Here is a 19,241-nt window from a genome sequence, read left to right as displayed (position 1 = left end):
AATGGATTTATGGGGTGACGCGAAAGGGTTTGACGTCGGCGGCAGACAGCTTGTCCGGGTACTGATTGCCGAAGTTGCTGCGCACATAGTTCACGACGTCGGCAATCTGCTCGTCGGACAGCTTGCTGGCAAAGGACGGCATGCCGTGCAGGCCGTTCATGACGACCGAGGCCGGGTAGGCGGCGGCTGCCAGCTTGGGGTTGGAGGCCAGCGCGGGGTAGAAGCCGGCACCCTTGGCGCCTTCGCCCTTGACCATGTGGCATCCCTGGCAGATGGCCTGGTACAGGGTCTCTCCGCCGCTCTGGCTGAAGCGTGGACGGACCGCAGAGAAGTTCTGCATCAGCGCCTGGGTATCGGCGGGCGAGATGGAAAGAACGGCGGCAGACTGCAGCGTTTGCAGGTTTTTCACATCCTGGGTTTTCATGCCCTGTGATTGGGCCAGGACGGCGCCGGAGAGACCCAGGGCCAGGGCGAAAGCGGAGCAAAGACGGTGCAATGTGTGCATGGTGAAGTTCCTTGTTGCAGACATGGGCGATCAGAGGCTGGAGGCCTTGGCGTGCAGACGCTGGATGGCGTCCAGCGAAGACAGCACGGCACCTTCCTGCCAGGCGGGGATGTACGAGACATGCTCGCCCGCGAGCACCAGGCGACCGTCGATCTGGGCCAGATCCTTGTAGTGCTGCTCGCGCAGCGCATCGGTCCAGTTGCCGAAGCAGCCGTTGATCCAGGGCATGCGATGCCAGGCTACCGACACACCGTTGAGGAACTCCTGCTTGTACTGCGGATGAATCTGCGCGCCGTACTCCAGCGCCAGACGAATGCGCTCGGCCGGCTTGAGCGAGGAGAAGCGGTAGCTGTTGGAGTTCTCGAAGGCATAGGCGCCCAGCAGCACGGCGGGGCCGTTGCCCATATAACCGGTGGAGGGGTAGGAGATCTGCTGAATCGGCAGATCGGTGTAGCTGATGCCGCCGTAGATGCGCTCGTCCTCTTCCCAGAAGCGGCGCTTGAACTCCAGACCGACCTTCATGGAGCTGCCATAGGGCACGGCAGCAATCGCGTTTTGCATGGCGCTGCTGGCCTGCACTTCGATCTGGCTCAGGATGGACAGCGGAATCGTGCACACGCACCAGTCGGCGCGGGCCTGCAGTGTGGCGCCGGGCTTGAGGGCGTCCACATAGTCCACGGTCACGCCCTTGTCGTTCTGGGCGATCTTGGTGACCTTGGCGTTGTAGCGTATGGCCGAGCCCAGATCGCGCGCCATGGCCTGGGCCAGCATGTCCATGCCGCCTTCGGGCTGGAAGATGGCGCTGTGGAATTCGTAGATATTACCCACGCCCATCTGGCGCCACAAATTGGATTCGAGCAGCTCGTGCAGGCCCATGGGCGTCGACGGTTTGGCCTGCGCCATCAGGCCACCGCCGGGGTCGATGTCGTAGCCACGGAAATCGCTGACCGCATTGCTGGCGCGGTAGCGGTACTCCTTGTCCAGCACGCCCCAGGCCTTGAGGCTCTCCAGCAGGCGTTCCTTGTCTTCCCGGCTGACGCTCTGGTCCAGCGCCCCCTGATTGGTAGCCTTGGACAGCAGCTCGGCCACATGACCGTAGACATCGGTCTGCACATGGCGAAAGCGCTGGGGCTTGCCAGCCAGGGCCTTGCTGTTGTGCAGATAGGCGTTGTAGTTGACCTGGTTGAAGGCTTCGAGCTTGATTCCGAAGCGCTTGTAGTAGTCCAGCATCGCATGGTGGTGGTAGGGCACGCGCCAGGGGCCGGGGTTGAAGTAGTTGCCCTTGGCAAAGCCCACTTTCTGGCGTGTACCGTCGAGTTCGCTGAACTCATCGCCGCCGCGCAGCGTCCAGCATCGGCCGCCGGCGCGACTCTGGTATTCAAGCAACTGCACCTTGTAGCCCGCCGCGCGCAACTCGTGGGCTGCCACCATGCCTGCCAGGCCCGCGCCCAGCACCAGCACCGACGCGCCAGGTCTGGCGTTGCCGAGCTTGACCGGACCGCTGTAATGCGACTCGGCGGCGTAGCCCAGTGAACTCATGGCTTGGTACATGGCACTGCCGCCCGCGACCTTTCCGATCATCGAGAGCAGTTGTCTGCGACTGACATGCTTGCTTGGCTCTGGCATCTGAAATTCCTTTGCTGTTGTGTATTCCGCTGTCCATCCGGGGTTGCGGGGCAAGGGTTTTCAGCAAGAGCTGTGCCAGGTCAGAGGGCTCAAGGTATTAGTTCAATGAAATCAGTTACTTGTTATGGAATTCAGATCAATTTGCGCTCAATCCTTTTAACGCTTATGGTGCATGCTCACTAATTTGAAGCGTCAATGGCCAAATTGGTGCAACGGAGTCACACAATAAGCTGCAAAAAAAGCGTATCGGCTGTGACAGCGGATACGCCTTGAGTGTGGGAGCGGAACTACGGTGCTGCCGGGCTCAGAGCTCGCTGGGAGGCTCGCAGGCCTTACTGACCATGACACGATTGCGTCCACCCCGCTTGGCGGCATAGAGCATGGCATCGGCCTGCTGGAAGACGGCCTTGATATCGGGATCGCTGTCGGGCCAGTGGGCCACGCCCAGCGAGATGGTGATATGGCCCACGGGCGGTATCTCCATTTTCTCGACCAGCTGACGCAGGCGCTCGGCGGCATGGGCGGCGGCCTCCAGCCCTGTGCCGGGCAGCAGCAGCAGAAACTCCTCGCCACCCACGCGGCAGGGCAGGTCATCGACACGCGAGACCTCGCGCATGGTGCGTGCGAGCTGTCTGAGTACCTCGTCGCCTGTATCGTGGCCAAAACCGTCGTTGATATGCTTGAAGTGGTCGATGTCGATGGCAATCACCGAGAACGGCAGCGCTTGCGTCTGAAAGGCGCTGATGGCTGCCTCCAGATGGCGGCGATTGCCCAGCCCGGTCAACGGATCGGTGTTCACGTCCTCGCGCAGCTTGGTGATATTGCGTTGCAGCAGGCCCAGGCCCTTGAGCATGGCTTTCTTGAGTTCGTAGGACTCGAAGTACCAGGACTTGACGGCCTGGATGTTCTGCGCCGTCTCGGGCTTGTCCATATCGTGAGCGCCATTGGCGAGCTGGCGCAGCGGGCTGGCAATGCGGCGCGCGCTCCACCAGATGACCACCAGCATCAGCAGGGCGATGGGCAGGGTCTTGTAGAGCACGGAGCGCATCAGCTTGTTGAGCGGGGCCAGCGTGGCCGCCTTGGGGCGCTGGGCCACAATGCCCCATCCCGAGGCATGGATGACGGCATAGCCGGCCAGCATTTCCACTCCCTTGCTGTTGACGACTGGCGCCGTACCCGACTCGCCTCGGATCACGGCGTTGATGACATCGTTGTTGATCACCTGATCGCCGATACGGTGGTTGTCGGGGTGATAGATGATGTGCTTGTTCTGGTCCACCACATAGACATAGGTGCCATCCTGGTAGAAGTGCGAGCCCAGCAGGGTGTCGAGGATGCTGTCTTCCTTGAGGTAGATGCTGCCGCCTACCGCTCCCAGGAATTCGCCCTGAGGGTCGAAAATGGGCTGCGAGACAAAGACGATGTAGTTGCCGGCCGTGGACATATAGGGCTGGCTGATGACGGGCCCGCGAGTGCTCAATGTCTGTGTCACTCCGGCGCTTTGCAGCGTCTTGCCCTTGATCTGCAGGGTTTCGGGCGATGTCGCCAGCACATAGCCCGTTGGGTCGATGATGGTGACGGAGTTGAAGCTCTTGGTTTGCAGGCGCAGACGTGTGGCCTCCTTGGCCAGATAGTCCACGTCATCCATGTGCGCGCCCATCAGATTGGCGCTGTATTCCAGCTGCTGCAGGGCGGACTGCAGAAAATCATCCGTGCTCTGCGCCAGCTTGGTCGCATAGGCATGGTGACCTTCGAGCGTGTTGTCTATCAGCTGCTGGCGCTGCACCAGATAGCCGGCATAGAAGGTGTTGAGAAACGGGATCAGCGCGCTGCAGATGGTCAGGACCAGGATCAGTCGACGCAAATCAAGCCGGTTAGGCGCAAGCCGGCGGTGCCAGGGGAGAGATTTCTTCACAGATGATGTCGCGAGAGCAGGGCGGCTCTGCGCTGTACCTGTGTGCTCTGACAGGCTCAGACCCCGGCCGCATATTCATTGAGTGTCTGCATTATGGTTGCTCGCGCCGTGGCCCTGCTCATGGTCAACCACAATGCAGCGGTGTCAGGCTGACAACTCCTTGAACTTTTCCACCTGTACCGCGCAGTCGTAGAAGCAGGGCGCTCGGCCAATATCGGTGAGCTGCTGATGCGTCAGCTCGTTCACATTCGTTCCGTTGGCTCCCTGCTTGCGCCACCAGATGCCCAGGCCCACCACCACGCCGGCGCGAGCGCGGCCGTTGACGGCGGCGTGGCAGACATGCTCGCCGCGCTGGTTGAAGACGCGTAACCGGTCACCGTCGGCAATGCCGCGCGCAGCTGCGTCATCGGGGTGCATCTCCAGCAGCGGGCGCTCTTCCATGCGGGACAGACTGGCTACATTGGCAAAGCTGCTGTTGAGGAAGTTGCGTGCCGGCGGCGAGATCATGGCCAGCGGGTAGGCGGCCGTGGGCGGCTCGTAATTGGGCAGGTAGTCGGGCAGGGTGTTGATGCCCAGCCGCGCCAGGGCTGGGTTGTCGAATTCGCATTTGCCCGAAGGCGTGGCAAAGCCACCTTCGGCAAATGGCGCATCGGGCAGCGGAATATGGGCAAAGCCCCGTTGCAGAAGGTCTTCGAAATCAATCGCAGTATGTGTAACTGCTGCACGGCATAGAGCTTCGTCGGACTCCGAGAAACATGCCGCAGCAAAAGCGGGGTCCAGCCGGGCCATATGCATGGCCAGATCGCGAAAGATCTGCGCGTTGCTGCGTGCCTGGCCCTGGGGCTCGATCGCGGGGCGATTCAGCAGCACATCGGTATGGCCGTAGCTGCCGTGGACGTCCCAATGCTCTAGCTGCGTGGTGGCGGGCAGCACATAATCGGCATGGTCTGCGGTGTCGGTCAAGAAATGCTCAAGCACCACGGTGAACAGATCTTCGCGCGCAAAGCCCGCAGCCACCTTGGCCGACTCTGGCGCCACCGCCACGGGATTGCTGTTATAGACCACGACGGCTTCCACCTTGGGGCCGAAGCCGGCATCGCCCCCATGCAGCAGCACATCGCCAATCTGGCTCATGTTCAGCGTGCGTGGGCGACGCTCGCCCAGCAGCTGGGGCATTTGCAGATCTGCGCGCTTGAACGGCGAGACCCCCGAGGCGGACAGCAGCAGCCCGCCAGCACGGTGGCGCCAGGCGCCGGCAAGAGCCGGCAAACAGGCCACGGCGCGCACGGCATTGCCGCCGCCGCGCGCCCGCTGCATACCGTAATTGAGGCGAATGGCCGCTGGTCTGGTCGTGCCGTAATCACGTGCCAAGGACTGAATCTGTTCCACGCTCAGGCCACAGACACTGGCCGCGCGTTCGGGTGGCCATTGCAATGCTCTGGCCCTGAGTGCCTCCCAGCCGAGGGTGTGTTGGGCGATGTAGTCGTGGTCCAGCCAGTCGTGCACGATCAGCTCGTGCATCAGCGCCAATGCCAGTGCCGCATCGGTGCCGGGCAGCAGTTGCAGGTGTTCCTGGCATTTGTCGGCGGTCTCGCTCTTGCGCGGGTCTATGCAGATCAGCTTGGCGCCCTGGCGCTTGGCTTCCTGTGCATAGCGCCAGAAATGAAGATTGCTGGCAATGCTGTTGCTGCCCCAGATCAGGATCAGCTTGCTTTCGGCAAAGAACTCCACACGCATGCCCAGCTTGCCGCCATAGGTAGCGGTCAGCGCCTCGCTGCCGGCACTGGCGCAGATGGTGCGATCCAGCAGGCTGGAGCCCAACTGGTGAAAAAACCGTCGGTCCATGCTCTCGCTCTGCACCAGTCCCATGGTGCCGGCATAGCTGTAGGGCAGTATGGCTTCGGGCGCGCGCCGGGCAATCCCGTGCAGGCGCTGGGCAATATCGCTCAGGGCTTCTTCCCAGCTCACGGGGGTGAACTGGCCGCTGCCTTTGGGGCCGCTGCGCTTGAGCGGCTGCAGTACTCGCCCGGCGTGGTAGGTGCGCTCGGTGTACTTGCTGACCTTGGCGCAGAGCACGCCGCCCGTGTGAGCGTGCTCTGCATTGCCTTGCACCTTGGTGGCCGTGCCATCGATCACCGTGGTGACCAGAGCGCAGGTGTCCGGGCAGTCATGCGGGCAGGCGCCGCGTACTTGAACGATATGAGGCATGTCGTGGGCTCGAAAAATCTGGACCGGTTTGCGGCTGAAGACCGTTTTGTGGGCCTATTATGCGGCGCGCATCCATGTCAAGAAACCTGAGATGCAAGACCCCAGAAACGGGCCGATCCAGCCCGTAGCAATGAGTAGCCCGTAGAGAGATCAAGAGCAATGCAGTACAAGCGAGTGGAGTGGAATCGTCGTCAATTCATGACTGCTGGCGCAGCTGTGGCAGCCGGGAGCTGGATCGGCGCAAGTCATGCCCAGGATTCGAGCGGGCCCATTGTGCTTGGGCAGTCCTGTGCGCTGAGCGGTCCTTCAGCGCAGCTGGGTATGCAGTTTGTGCAGGGCGCCAAGCTGTATTTCGATCAGCTCAATGCCCAGGGCGGCATCGGCCGCCGCCAGGTGGAGCTGCGCACGCTGGACGATGGCTATGAGCCAGAGCGCTGCGTGGCCAATACCCAAAAATTCATTGCCGATGATGTGATGGCCTTGTTTGGCTATCTGGGCACGCCCACCAGCATGGCGTCACTGCCTTTGCTGCAGAAGGCCAAGCTGCCGCTGATTGCTCCACTGACGGGGGGCGCCGGCCTGCGCGATCCCAAGCTGGCCCAGACGGTCTTCAATCTGCGCGCCTCCTATGCCGATGAAACCGCGCTCATGGTCAGACAGCTGGTTTCTTTGGGCCTCAAGAAGATCGCGGTGTTTCATCAGAACGACGCCTATGGTCAGTCAGGTCTCGAGGGGGTGATGCAGGCGCTGCAAGGCCATGGCCTCAAACCCGTGGGGGCCGCGACGGTGGAGCGCAACTCCCAGGATGTGGCCAAGGCCGTCAAGACTCTGGTGCCGCTGGGTGCCGATGTCATCGTGCAGGTCGGCACCTATGCGGCCAGCGCTGCCTTTGTGCGAGCGGCACGCCAGGCAGGCTATGGCGGTCAGTTCTACAACGTGTCGTTCGTGGGAACTTCTGCACTGGCGCAGGCCCTTGGCAAGGAGGCCGAGGGCGTGGTGGTCACCCAGGTCGTGCCCTCGCCCTTCAAAGCCTCGCATCCACTGGCGCGTGAGTTTCAGGCCGCGCTGCAGAAAGGAGGCGCTTCGCTGCAGCCCGATTACTCCAGCATGGAAGGCTATCTGGCTGCCCGTGTCGTGAGCGAAGCGCTGAAATCTGCCTCTGCCGCAGGTCGCCTGCAGCGCGATGGCCTGGTGGCGGCACTGGAGGCGATGAATGGCCAGCAGGTTGCGGGCTTTCCCATCGCTTTCCGTGCGCAGGCGGGCAAGCCGCGTTTTGTGGAGCTGTCCATGCTCACGGGCGACGGAAAGGTCCGGGTGTGAGGCTTTGAGGCGCGCAGGGCGCAAGCTCTCCCGCTTTGGGTCATCATGGCATCTTTGCCATTGATGACCCCAAGGAGAGAGCGCATGGCCCTGCTGCCCGAACTTCAAGCAAGCGCCCCTGACATTGCCGCGCTGCGTCGCGATATCCACGCCCACCCCGAGCTGTGTTTCGAGGAAATACGGACCTCGGATCTGGTCGCGGCGAAGCTGGAGCAATGGGGCATAGCAATCCATCGTGGTCTGGGCATGACCGGTGTGGTGGGCATCATCCACGGTCGTGACGGCGGCAGTAGCGGCCGAGCCATCGGCCTGCGCGCCGATATGGATGCCCTGCCCATGCAGGAGTTCAACACCTTTGACCATGCCAGCCGCCATGCGGGCAAGATGCATGCCTGCGGTCACGACGGCCACACGGCCATGTTGCTGGCGGCGGCGCAATATCTGGCCGCACATCGCGACAGCTTCGAGGGCACGGTCTACACCATCTTCCAGCCTGCCGAGGAAGGCGGTGGCGGTGCCCGCGAGATGGTCAACGACGGACTGTTCGAGCAGTTCCCCATGCAGGCTGTGTTTGGCATGCACAACTGGCCGGGCATGAAGGCCGGCACCATGGCCGTGGGTGCGGGGCCCGCCATGGCATCCAGCAACGAATTCAGGATCGTGGTGCGCGGCAAGGGCGGCCACGCGGCCATGCCGCATATGGTGGTGGACCCGGTACCCGTGGCGGCACAGCTCATCATGGCTTTCCAGACCATCGTCAGCCGTAACGTCAAGCCCATTGAGGCGGGCGTGGTGTCGGTCACCATGGTTCATGCCGGCGAGGCTACCAACGTCGTGCCGGACAGCGTGGAGCTGCAGGGCACGGTGCGTACCTTCACGCTGGAGGTGCTGGACCTCATCGAGCAGCGCATGCAGCAGATCAGCGAGGCCGTCTGTGCGGCGCATGGCACGCAATGCACGTTCGAGTTCGTGCGCAACTACCCGCCCACCATCAACACCGCCCCCGAGGCCGAGTTTGCCCAGGCCGTGATGCGCGAGATTCTGGGCGATGCCGGTGTGGTGCCGCAAGAGCCATCCATGGGGGCCGAGGACTTCGCCTTCATGCTGCTGGAAAAGCCCGGTGCCTACTGCTTTATCGCCAACGGCGATGGTGATCATCGCGCCCTCGGGCATGGCGGTGGCCCCTGTACCTTGCACAACCCCAGCTACGACTTCAACGATGCGCTGATTCCGCTGGGTGCGACCTTCTGGGTCAAGCTGGCCCAGCGCTGGCTGGACCAGCCTACGCGCGGCTGAAGGCTGGCGCCCGCCGTTGCGCGTTGGGTGGAAGATTTCTTTCACGCCAGACCTCAGGCGGGCAGCCAAAGAGCGTGCTGAACCAGCGTGTGAAGGCACTGTGGCTGTTGTAGCCCAGCATGGAGGCGATCTGGCCCACAGGGTAGTCAGGGTTGCGCACATAGCGCTGGGCAAGATCCGAGCGAACCTCCTGCAGCAGGTCGGTAAAGCTCAGGCCTTCACTGTCAAGCTCGCGCTGCAGGGTCCGTACGCTGCGCCCCAGACCTTGGGCCACGCAGATGCAGGTGGCATTGCCCGAGGGCAGCATGAGATAGATGGCCTTGCGCACCTGCTGGCCGATGGAGGCCTGACGGCCCTGCTGCGTGGTGTCCACCATGGTCTTGGCATAGCGCACCAGAACCGGGTCGGCCAAGGGGTTGGGAGCATCCAGGTCCTCGGTGCGAAACACAATGCCGTTGAAGTCCGCATCAAACTCCACGCGGCAACGAAACACCTGCTTGTGCATGCCGGTGTCGCCGGGCGCGGGGTGGCTGAAGCAGACCCGCAGCGGGCGCCATTGCTCATGCAGCAGCAGGTTGCAGGTGCGAAACAGCACGCCGATTGCCAGCTCCATGGATTGCGGCAATGCATCCGGCAGGGTGAACTCTTCGCGCAGAACCACGACGCCATTGGCGTCGTCCATATGAATCACCAGCGACTCATTGAGCATGTGCACATGCTCGATCAGCGTGCTCAGCACCTTGCGCAATGTGGGCTGGTGCAGCAACAAAAGGCTGACGACACCGAAGTTTGAAACCTGCCGCGATTGCGCCATGCGCAGCCCGAAGTTTTCGCAACCCGTGATGCTTGCAGCTTCTTCCAGCAGGCGCCCGGCCGTCAGCGCATCGATCAGCTGATCCTGCTCGCGCACCACGGCTGGGCGCAGGCCGGCACGACGCAATGCCGCATCAGGATCTCCTCCCAGTTCGCTGAAGAGTTCCGAGAAATTCGTCAGAGATGCCGCGCGCACAAAAGTGACCATGACTGCTCCACGCAAAAAGTCGGAGAAATTCTGGCATGAGATGCATAGCGTGCGGCATGAAATGCACAACCTATGTGACACAGGTTTTCTACAGTGGACTTACCGGGCGGCAGAGACTAGCAACAAGCCTGGGTTCAAAAAAGTGTAGGAGACAGTGATGCAGATAAACCCTCTGACCTGTGCCATAGGCGCGGAGTTGGTCGATGTGCAACTGGCGGATGCGCTGCGCGATGATGGGCTTTTCGCAGAGATCAAGACGGCCTTGCTCAAGCACAAGGTGCTGTTCTTGCGCCGCCAGAGTATCAGTCGCGCCGAGCATGTCGGTTTTGCCCGGCGTTTTGGCGAGCTGGAGGACCACCCGGTGGTCGGCAGCGACCCCGAGCATCCCGGCCTGGTGCAGATCTACAAGACGCCGGACAAGCCGCTGGACCGGTATGAAAACTCCTGGCATTGCGATGCCACCTGGCGCGAGGTGCCGCCCATGGGCTGCGTGCTGCGCTGCGTCGAATGTCCGCCTGTCGGCGGCGACACCATGTGGGCCAATATGGCGCTGGCTTACGAGATGCTTCCATCGCATATCAAGGACGTGATAGCCCCGCTACGGGCACGCCACAGCATCGAGTGCACCTTTGGCGCCGCCATGCCTGCGCAGAAGCGTCTGGCTCTCAAGGCGCAGTTTCCGGATGCGGAGCACCCGGTGGTTCGTACACATCCGGAAACCGGTGAAAAAGTGCTGTTTGTCAGCGGCTTCACCACTCATTTCACGAACTTCCACACGCCCACCAATGTGCGTGTGGGTCAGGACTTCACCCAGGGCTCATCCAGTCTGCTGCAGTTCTTGATCAGCCAGGCCGCGATCCCCGAGTACCAGGTCCGCTGGCGCTGGGAGCCCGACAGCATCGCCATCTGGGACAACCGCGCGACACAGCATTACGCGGTGATGGACTACCCGCCCAGCCATCGAAAGATGGAGCGCGCCGGAATCATTGGCACACCGACTTTTTGAGCATCGAAAGACGCCCGTGGCAAGGCGCAGAACCTGGCCGGGCGGTGCGATGCAGGCACAGTTGTACGCAAGGCTCTGAGCGCGGGCATGGCATTCATATAACAACGGAGACACCATCATGAATTTCCTCGACGGTCACCTGGTTGCCGAAAATCAGCAGCCTCTCATCATCACTGCAGCTCCTTATGCACCTTCGTGGCTGCCGGAGGACTTCCCCGGCGAAATTCCCGTCACGATGGAGGAGCAGATTCAAAAAGCCGTGGACTGCTACAACGCCGGCGCCCAGGTGCTGCACTTGCATGTACGCGAGCTCGACGGCCGCGGCAGCAAGCGGCTTTCCAAGTTCAACGAGCTGATTGCCGGCGTGCGTGCCCGCGTCCCGGACATGATCATCCAGGTGGGCGGGTCGATCAGCTTTGCACCCGAAACCGATGGCGCGGCCGCCAAATGGCTGTCTGACGATACCCGCCACATGCTGGCCGAGCTGGACCCCAAGCCCGATCAGGTGACGGTGACCATCAATACCTCGCAGATGAACATTCTGGAGCAGTTCGATGCGCGGGATATCGAGGGCACTTCGATGGAGGACCCTGCGGTGTTCAATGCCTACAAGGAAATGACCGTGCCAGCACAGCCGGGCTGGGCCGAAGAACATATACGTCGCCTGAGTGCGGCCGGCATTCAGAGTGCCTTCCAGTGCTACAACATCAACAGCTTCGAGTCGGTGGAGCGGCTGATGCGTCGCGGCATCTACAAAGGTCCGCTGGTGCTGAACTGGGTGGCCATCGGCGGCGGCATGGACCAGCCCAGCGTCTACAGCCTGGCCAATTTTGTGCGCGCCGTGCCCGACGGTGCGGTGCTCACGGTAGAAGCCTCGGTGCTGAACGTGCTGCCCATCAATCTCATGGGCATTGCCATGGGCCTGCATGTGCGCTGCGGCACCGAAGACAATCTGTGGAATCAGACCCGAACCCGAAAAATGGGCACGGTGGAGCAGATAGAGCAGTTGGTGCGCATTGCCAAGGAATGCAGCCGCCCCATCGCCACTCCTGCCCAGGCGCGCGAGATCTGCCAGATCGGCGTGTTCTACGACACGGTGGAGGAGAGCCTGGCAAGGAACGGATTTGCTCCGAATCGCAACGGTGCTCAGCAGGGTTTTCTGCGCAAAGTCGCCTGAGTCCAAAGGAGCGCACGATGCAACGCATTCCAGTCTTGCTGTCCATTGCTCTGGCTGCAGCTTTGCCAACTGGCAGCGCCTTCGCTTTCACCGACAAGCCCGTCAAGCTCATTGTTCCTGCCCCGCCCGGCGGCACGATCGATGTGTTTGCTCGCATCATCAGCGATCAGTTGGCGCATGAGCTCAAACAGCCTGTGATTGTGGAAAACCGCCCAGGTGCCGGCGGTGCCATGGCGGTGAAATACATGCTGTCCCAGCCCTCAGACGGCAATACCCTGCTGGTGACGGTGACCAATATCCTGACCGAGGTTCCGCATGTGCTCAAGGGGGGCTTTGATGCCATGAAGGATGTCAGACCCGTCTCGCAGATGGCTCGCTCCGTCATGGTCTTCATTGCTTCGCCTCAGTTCCCTGCCAAGGATGCCAAGGAGGCTATTGCCTATATCAAGGCCCATCCGGGTCAGCTGTCCTTTGCCTCCTACAGCCAGGGGACGGCATCGCAGTACGCAGGGGCGATCCTGAATCAGAAGGCGGGGCTGGACATGCAGCATGTGCCGTTTCCAGGTTCGGCACCGGCACTGGCACAAATCATGGGCAATCAGATTCCGCTGATGTTCGACGGCTCCGTGACCACCAAGCCGCTGGTTCCCAGCGGCAAGGTCAAGCTGCTGGCCGTTGCTTACAAGAGCCGCTTGTCCGATTTTCCCAATGTGCCGACGATGGCCGAGGTCGGTTATCCGGAGCTTGATTTCAGCAACTGGGCCGGTGTGTTTGCTTCGGCAAAGACGCCGCAGCCGTTGCTGGAGAAGATCAATGCCACGCTGCAAAAAGTCAACGCCAGCCAGGCGGTGCAGGCACGTTATGCGGCCACAGGCTTTGAGCCGATTCGCCAGGAGCGCACTCTGGAGCAACTGTCTACCGATCTGCAGGCCGAATACCAGCGCAATGGCGAGATCGTCAGGAATTTCGGCATCAAGCTGAACTGAATCGGCTCGTCAATCGGTCCGGGCATGTCTGCGACTGAGGATGCCCGGACTTTTGCTTTGCAGCGCTTGCTGCACCTCAATAGATACAGGAGCATTTCATGACTCAGGCCATTCGCTTTTACGAGACTGGCGGTCCAGAAGTCCTGCGACTGGAAAACGTTGCCGTGGGAGACCCCGGCCCAGGCCAGGCGCGCGTGCGGCATAGCTATATCGCGCTCAACTTCATCGATGTGTACTTCCGCTCCGGGCGTTATCCGTTGGCCTTGCCCAACGGGCTGGGCTCGGATGCCGTCGGTGTGGTCGAGGCCGTCGGAACGGGTGTGACGGATATCCGGGTGGGTGACCGCGTTGGCTATCTGATCGGTCCGCAAGGCGCTTATGCACAGGCGCGTGTGATGCCTGCAGAAGTGCTGATTCCGTTGCCCGACGGAATTTCAGACCGTACGGCAGCCACACTCATGATGAAAGGCATGACGGCCCAGTATCTGTTCCGTCAGGTCTATCCGCTGCAGGGCGGTGAAACCATTCTCTATCACGCAGCTGCCGGAGGCGTAGGCCTGATTGCCTGTCAGTGGGCCCGCGCCATGGGGGTCAACATGATTGGTACGGTCAGCACGGATGAGAAGGCCGAACTGGCCAGGGCGAACGGATGCGCGCACACCATTGTGACTTCGCGTGAAAACATCGTCGAGCGAGTGAAGGAAATCACGGCAGGCAAGGGCGTTCCCGTGGTTTACGACTCGGTAGGCAAGGACACACTGATGGACTCGCTCGATTGCCTGCAGCCACGTGGCTCGCTGGTCAGCAACGGAACCTCTTCCGGCTCCGTGGTGGTGGACTCATCGCTGCTGGCCGCCAAAGGCTCGATTTGGATGACCCGGCCGGCCATGATGCATTACATCCAGCCCCGCTCACATATGCTGGAGATGGCTGCAGAGCTGTTCGAGCACGTGCTGGCGGGGCGCATCGTGAGCGAGCCGCAGCAGGAGTTTGCCTTGGCAGAGGCAGCACAAGCCCATCGCGCATTGGAAGCGCGCAAGACTGTGGGGGCCACGGTACTCGTGCCATGAACTGCTTGGCGCAAATGTTGGGCGGGTAAAGCCATTGCGAAAATCCGTGCCGGTGCCTTTTCCAAGGCGCCGGCTTTTTTCTGTCTGACATTGGCCATGCGGCAGGGCGACATTCCTAGGGATTTCACCTTGGGAGCATGGCACCAAATAAGCAATGAATGACATCAACTGCACAAGAGCTGCAGCCTTCCTTTTCTAGAGTGATTTCGCGGATCAATACCGCGAATTCATAACGAAAAGGAGACATGAAATGCCACGTATTTCACGCTATATCTGGAGTCTATTTGCATTGTCCGCCAGCAGCCTGGCCAGCGCTCAGTCATCCGTGACGCTGTTCGGTGTCATGGATGCGGGCGTCAGCCGCTACATGGTGCGCAGCAATTCCTGGGATGGCTCCGGCCGCACGGCCAGCCAAGGTATCTGGGCGCTGTCACCCTCGGGTAATCTGGCCAGCCGTCTGGGTGTTCGTGCCGTTGAAGATCTGGGGGCTGGAATGTCTGCCAGCATGTGGCTGGAAGCGCCTGTGACCAACGACACGGGTGGCGGTGCGCTGAACTTTGGGCGACGCTCCACCGTCAGCCTAGCGGGCAATTGGGGCGAGCTGCGCCTTGGGCGTGATCACACGCCGTCGTTTCTGAATGACTGGGCCTTTGATCCCTATTCCGTCAACGGCGTGGGCGTCAATTTGCTGGCGGTGGTCAGCAGCAACCTGGCCATCAACCGTGCGCTGAGTACGCAGACCAGCGGCACGCTGCCCGAGCGCTTGCTGGGAAACGGTTTGTCGGCAGGCACGGACAATTATCTGCGCGCCAACAACTCCATCGGCTACCACCTGCCTACAGGGCTGGGCGGAATTTATGGTCAGCTGATGTATGCTTTCCCGGAAAATGATGCCAGGCGCGGCCGCTATGCCGGTGGGCGCATTGGCTGGGCCAGCGGCCCTACCGATATTGCGCTGGGCTATGGCGAAAGCATGCTGGGCACTTTCAACGGCCGCAAGGAAACCATCAAGTCCCTGAACCTGGGAGGTTCGTACAACTTCGGTCCGGTCCGTGTGTTGGGCGAGTGGTCGCAGGTGCGCAATGCGCGCAGCGATGTGCGGGCCACAGACCGCTATGACGGGCTTCTGGCTGGTGTGCAAATCCCTGTCGGACTGCATCAGCTCAGGGCGTCAGTGGCCAGGGTGCAATTCAAAAATGGGCAGGGAACCGGCGACGCATCGGTGAACAAGCTGGCCTTGGGTTATGTGCATAACCTCTCCAAACGCACGGCGCTCTACACCACGGTGTCACGTATCAGCGTGAGCAATGGACACAACAATCCTGCGGTGATGGGTGTGACGCCGCTGGCCGTCAGCAGCCCGGTCATCATGCCGCAACCGGCCTACAGCAACAGCCCCGGCATGCAGCCACGCAGCGCATTGGGCTTTGATGCGGGTCTGCGCATGATGTTCTGAAGGCAGTCCGTTGCTGCTGCTGCGAGGCGAATCACGAAGAGGCGGATTTGAGGGAGTGCGTGTCGCAAAGGGCTGCTTGCTTGCCGGCGTTGCAGTACTTTGTGAAATAAAAAGAACGGTCGTTCTAATTTTCCGAATTTTTGGCTACACTGGCCTCGACTATTAAAGCCCAGGAGACCTTTCATGTCCGATCTGAACGCCCGGTTTGAAGAGACCGTCAAGAATTCCACCTCGCTCGGCGAGCGTCCCGACAACGCCACCTTGCTCAAGATTTATGCCTTGTACAAGCAGGCGACCGAGGGTGACAACGAAGCCAAGAAGCCCAGCTTCACCGACATGGTGGCCCGCGCCAAGTGGGATGCCTGGGCCAAGCTGGAAGGCACGACGCCGGATGAGGCCAAGCAGCAGTACATCGATCTCATCGAGTCGCTGCGCTGATCCGCGCCACCCCTGATCGCCGACAAGGCCCCGGGATCCGGGGCTTTGTCGTTTCAATTCAGACCAGATCACACTGCACCAAAGACGGAGGGCTGGAACCTGGCGCACCCCCAAGCCAGGGACACCGAGGAAGGGCCGCCCCGAGGGTGTCGTCCCCTTGGGGGAAGCGGCAGGGCTGCTCAGGGGGTCAGTACCTGTTCGAGAAATTGGCGCTGATGCGCTGACGCAAATATTCCGCCCCTGTGATGGGCGGATATTTTTTGGCCGGCCCTTCTATCACCGCATCCTCATTGGCCTGGCAGAAGAAGGCCAGGCTATAGCGGGCCCCCTGGTACTCATGGGGCAGAGGGTTGCGCACGCGGTGGAAGTTGCTGGGCAACTGGTCGTCGCTCCAGCGCATCAGCATGTCGCCGATATTGCAGGTGATGACGCCATCCACAGGCTGCACGGGTGTCCATTGCTGGGCATCGGCCTCCTTGCCGGGCAGCACCTGCAGACCGCCTTGACCGGCGCGCTGGAACAGCAACGTCAGGCAGTCGAAGTCCGTATGTGCGCCAGCCCGCCACAGACTGATCTCGTCCTTGAGTGCCGGGTCCACGGCAAAGTAATGCAGCATGCGCAGCGTGCTCTGGTAGCTGGGCACGACGGGGTCATGTGCGCGGGTGAAGAATTCATCGTCAAAGCCCAGCTTGTAGGCAAAGCAGGACAGCAGTTGCATGCCAACCTGCCAGCATTGATGCTCAAAGGCCAGAGTAGCTTGCTTGAAGCCGGGCAACTCCTGCTCGCTGGGCCACAAGCCTTGCATGCGCGGGCGTGTGACCTGATAGGACTCTTTCTGGTCGGGAGTGCGCGTGGAAGGGCGAATCTGTGCCTTGTGCTCCCAACCTGCATTGCGCGATAGCGGCCATTGAGCCTTGGTTTCGGGCGGCAAGGCGAATAGCTGCTCGGCTCTGCAGAACGCGGCGTCGATATCGGCCTGGGCAATGCCGTGGCCGGAAACCTGGAAGAAGCCGATTTCCACCGATGCGCTCCAGATCTGCTCGGCAATCTCCTGCTTGCGCTGCTCGAAGTCACTGATGTCTATGACGCGAACTTCGCGCGCCGAGGTTTCTGCACCTTGCCCGCCCATGCGGGCTTCCTTGTTCAGTTCGCCAAGGCTGTAAGAGTGGCTGGTCATGGTCTGCATAAGAATCTCTCTTGCGATGACTTCAGACACCGGCGTTGCCAGTGAGGCTTGGGGCTGCGGGCATCTGAAGTGTGGATACCAGGCACGGCCGGCTGCCGCACCCACTTCAAGAGCAATGACCCGCGAAGCTGCTGACCGAGGAAAGGTCAGAGCACCGTGCTGAACGCTTCTACTCTTGATTTGAGTGCAGCAAACAGCGTGCCAGCCATTTTCCAGGGCGCGGGCACTCTTGGTTTTGGTGCATGGCTTCAATCTGGTGCATTGCCGTGCATGAATCCATGCATCCATCTCTTTTGCATGCACTTTTTTGATACCTGGCAAGGCGCAACCCAAAGCAGGCACGCCAATTGCTAGAAGGTTGAACGAGTAGAAGCGTTCAGCCTGCATCCGCGTGCAGTGCCCGGAAATTGCTCAAGTCCTGTCAGCAGCGGCAGCTGCTGGCGTTCCTGTCGCCAGAGACCTGAGAGTTCCACCATGCTACGTCGCCATTTCCTTGCTGCCCTGCCTCTTTGCGGCGCACCCTGGGTTCATGCCCACGGCAAGTCGCTGACTCCGCTGAAATTCACGCTGGATTTTCGCGTCAACGGCCAGACGGCGCCGTTCTTTCTGGCACAGCAAAACGGCTACTACCGCGATGAAGGGCTGGATGTGAGTCTGGACGTAGGGTCGGGCTCGGTGGCTTCGATTACTCGTATCGCCAGCGGTGCCTACCAGCTCGGACTGGGCGATGTCAGTTCGCTGATCGAGTTCAATGCGCAAAACGCCGGCACACCTCGCGTCCAGGCCGTCTACCAGTACTACAACCGCGCGCCTTTTGTGATCATCGGGCGCAAGGACAGAGGCATCACTTCGGATTTCGCAAGTCTCAAGGGCAAGAAGGTGGCTGCAGCGGCAGTGGAGTCCACGCGCCGTGCCTGGCCCATGGTGGCGCGGCGAAGGAATCTGCCCGCCGATCTGTTTGCCTGGTCGACGACGGAGTTCTCGGCACGCGACAACGTCATGGTGCGTGGCGATGTGGATGCCGCCACCTATTTTCATGATTCGGCGGTTTCGCTGTTTGCGCGCCTCAAGCCCGAGGAACTCTCCATACTGCGCTACAGCGATGCCGGCGTTCATCTGTATGGCAATGCGATCCTGGCGTCCAGCCAGCTGATCGCTGAGAAGCCGCAGGTCGTGGCCGCTTTCCTGCGCGCCACCAACCGTGCGATTGTGGAATGCCTTGCCAACCCCGCTGCAGGCATTGCCGCAGTGCGCCAGCGCGAGCCGATTCTCGATGAGAAGCTGGAGCTGGAGCGCTGGTCCATCACTGCACAGTATGTGGCCGCGGCAGATACGAAAAGCCATGGACTGGGCGACTTCAGCAAGCGTTTGCTGGAGCAGCAGCTGGACAGCGTGGTGCAGACCTTTGCGCTCAAGACCACGCCATCTGCCGATGCACTGTTCAACAGCAGCATGCTGCCCGCCAGGTCGGCGCGCATGCTCAAGGCCTGAGGAGGAAGCCACCATGCCCCTGCCTCAAGTCCAGACCTTGAATGACAGCGATGGTCGCTATCTGCGCCAGGCCATTGCGCTCGCGGATGTGGCGCGCGAGCGCGGCAACCGTCCGTTTGGCGCGCTGATCGTGGCTGCAGATGGGCGCGTGCTGGCCGAGGCCAGCAATGCCAACGGCGAGAGCGGCGATTGCACGGCCCATGCCGAGTTGTCCGCCATCCGCCTGGCCAGTCCTTTGCATTCACGCGATGAGCTGGCCGTTGCCACGCTGTACTCGTCTGCCGAGCCCTGCGTGATGTGCGCCGGCGCGATCTTCTGGTCCGCCATCGGCCGAGTGGTCTATGGCATCGATGCGGAGCGGCTGCGCGTGTTCCGTGGCGAGCGGCTCGATCAGAAGGATGCCGAGCTGTCCTGCCGCGATGTGTTTCAGGCCGCTTCGCACGCCATCGAATGTATCGGGCCGGCCTTGATCGAAGAGGCCAGCAGTTCGCACCAGGGTGCCTGGAAGGTCTGAGCGCCGACACGAACCCAACAGCAATT

At 61.3% G+C, this 19,241-nt stretch carries 16 protein-coding genes; 10 read left to right on the top strand and 6 right to left on the bottom strand.

Translation table 11 applies throughout. The annotated features are described in order from the left end of the window. Positions 1-7 precede the first annotated feature (7 nt). The 4 genes from MPZ60_RS22755 to MPZ60_RS22740 form a co-directional block, all read right to left on the bottom strand. A complete protein-coding gene (locus MPZ60_RS22755) occupies positions 8-505 on the bottom strand; it encodes a cytochrome c (protein WP_034354874.1) in 498 nt (165 codons plus the stop codon). A gap of 30 nt (positions 506-535) precedes the next feature. Further along, complete coding sequence (locus MPZ60_RS22750; protein WP_034354871.1) at positions 536-2,131, bottom strand: flavin monoamine oxidase family protein; 1,596 nt, start codon at positions 2,129-2,131, stop codon at positions 536-538. 304 nt (positions 2,132-2,435) lie between these two features. Next, positions 2,436-3,995, bottom strand: coding sequence for a sensor domain-containing diguanylate cyclase (locus MPZ60_RS22745; RefSeq protein WP_003068601.1), 1,560 nt, complete (start codon positions 3,993-3,995; stop codon positions 2,436-2,438). 195 nt (positions 3,996-4,190) lie between these two features. Further along, on the bottom strand, positions 4,191-6,254 hold the full coding sequence (locus MPZ60_RS22740) for a molybdopterin-dependent oxidoreductase (protein ID WP_034354866.1): 2,064 nt from the start codon (positions 6,252-6,254) through the stop codon (positions 4,191-4,193). A gap of 159 nt (positions 6,255-6,413) precedes the next feature. On the opposite strand from MPZ60_RS22740, the gene MPZ60_RS22735 reads away from it, so the two are divergent. Both MPZ60_RS22735 and MPZ60_RS22730 read left to right on the top strand, forming a co-directional pair. After that, positions 6,414-7,574, top strand: coding sequence for an ABC transporter substrate-binding protein (locus MPZ60_RS22735; protein ID WP_034391265.1), 1,161 nt, complete (start codon positions 6,414-6,416; stop codon positions 7,572-7,574). A gap of 84 nt (positions 7,575-7,658) precedes the next feature. Continuing rightward, entirely contained in the window at positions 7,659-8,870 is a 1,212-nt protein-coding gene (locus MPZ60_RS22730; protein WP_034354861.1) for a M20 aminoacylase family protein, read from the top strand. Here the strand turns inward: MPZ60_RS22730 and MPZ60_RS22725 are convergent. Continuing rightward, the gene (locus MPZ60_RS22725; RefSeq protein ID WP_034354858.1) at positions 8,857-9,891 is read right to left on the bottom strand and encodes an AraC family transcriptional regulator; all 1,035 of its coding nucleotides are present in this window, start codon (positions 9,889-9,891) and stop codon (positions 8,857-8,859) included. The two genes, MPZ60_RS22730 and MPZ60_RS22725, sit on opposite strands and share 14 nt — an antisense overlap. A gap of 157 nt (positions 9,892-10,048) precedes the next feature. On the opposite strand from MPZ60_RS22725, the gene MPZ60_RS22720 reads away from it, so the two are divergent. The 6 genes from MPZ60_RS22720 (at position 10,049) to MPZ60_RS22695 (ending at position 16,024) form a co-directional block, all read left to right on the top strand. Beyond that, a complete protein-coding gene (locus tag MPZ60_RS22720; RefSeq protein WP_034354854.1) occupies positions 10,049-10,897 on the top strand; it encodes a TauD/TfdA family dioxygenase in 849 nt (282 codons plus the stop codon). A 118-nt stretch (positions 10,898-11,015) separates the two neighbouring features. Continuing rightward, positions 11,016-12,074: a 3-keto-5-aminohexanoate cleavage protein gene (locus MPZ60_RS22715; RefSeq protein WP_012840017.1), complete on the top strand. Its 1,059-nt coding sequence runs from the start codon at positions 11,016-11,018 to the stop codon at positions 12,072-12,074. Between the two features lie 17 nt (positions 12,075-12,091). Continuing rightward, a complete protein-coding gene (locus MPZ60_RS22710; RefSeq protein ID WP_034354850.1) occupies positions 12,092-13,060 on the top strand; it encodes a tripartite tricarboxylate transporter substrate binding protein in 969 nt (322 codons plus the stop codon). A 98-nt stretch (positions 13,061-13,158) separates the two neighbouring features. Beyond that, positions 13,159-14,130, top strand: coding sequence for a quinone oxidoreductase (locus MPZ60_RS22705; protein ID WP_003068616.1), 972 nt, complete (start codon positions 13,159-13,161; stop codon positions 14,128-14,130). 250 nt (positions 14,131-14,380) lie between these two features. Beyond that, positions 14,381-15,586, top strand: a complete 1,206-nt coding sequence (locus MPZ60_RS22700; protein WP_034354847.1) for a porin — start codon at positions 14,381-14,383, stop codon at positions 15,584-15,586. A gap of 183 nt (positions 15,587-15,769) precedes the next feature. Continuing rightward, positions 15,770-16,024 (top strand): acyl-CoA-binding protein, encoded by a 255-nt coding sequence (locus MPZ60_RS22695; RefSeq protein WP_003050754.1) that lies wholly within the window; start codon positions 15,770-15,772, stop codon positions 16,022-16,024. A gap of 187 nt (positions 16,025-16,211) precedes the next feature. Here MPZ60_RS22695 and MPZ60_RS22690 read toward each other — a convergent pair whose 3' ends face one another. Then, the gene (locus MPZ60_RS22690) at positions 16,212-17,210 is read right to left on the bottom strand and encodes an isopenicillin N synthase family oxygenase (RefSeq protein ID WP_034354843.1); all 999 of its coding nucleotides are present in this window, start codon (positions 17,208-17,210) and stop codon (positions 16,212-16,214) included. A gap of 474 nt (positions 17,211-17,684) precedes the next feature. Here MPZ60_RS22690 and MPZ60_RS22685 point away from each other — a divergent pair, with 474 nt between their 5' ends. Beyond that, complete coding sequence (locus MPZ60_RS22685; RefSeq protein WP_034354840.1) at positions 17,685-18,701, top strand: ABC transporter substrate-binding protein; 1,017 nt, start codon at positions 17,685-17,687, stop codon at positions 18,699-18,701. Between the two features lie 13 nt (positions 18,702-18,714). Further along, a complete protein-coding gene (locus MPZ60_RS22680) occupies positions 18,715-19,215 on the top strand; it encodes a nucleoside deaminase (protein ID WP_034354837.1) in 501 nt (166 codons plus the stop codon). Positions 19,216-19,241 lie beyond the last annotated feature (26 nt).

This window comes from Comamonas sp. 7D-2 (genome assembly GCF_022749555.1).
Classification (GTDB): Bacteria; Pseudomonadota; Gammaproteobacteria; order Burkholderiales; family Burkholderiaceae_C; genus Comamonas; species Comamonas thiooxydans.
Note: the sequence above shows the minus strand (reverse complement) of the source record. Positions and strands in the feature narration are given on the sequence as shown.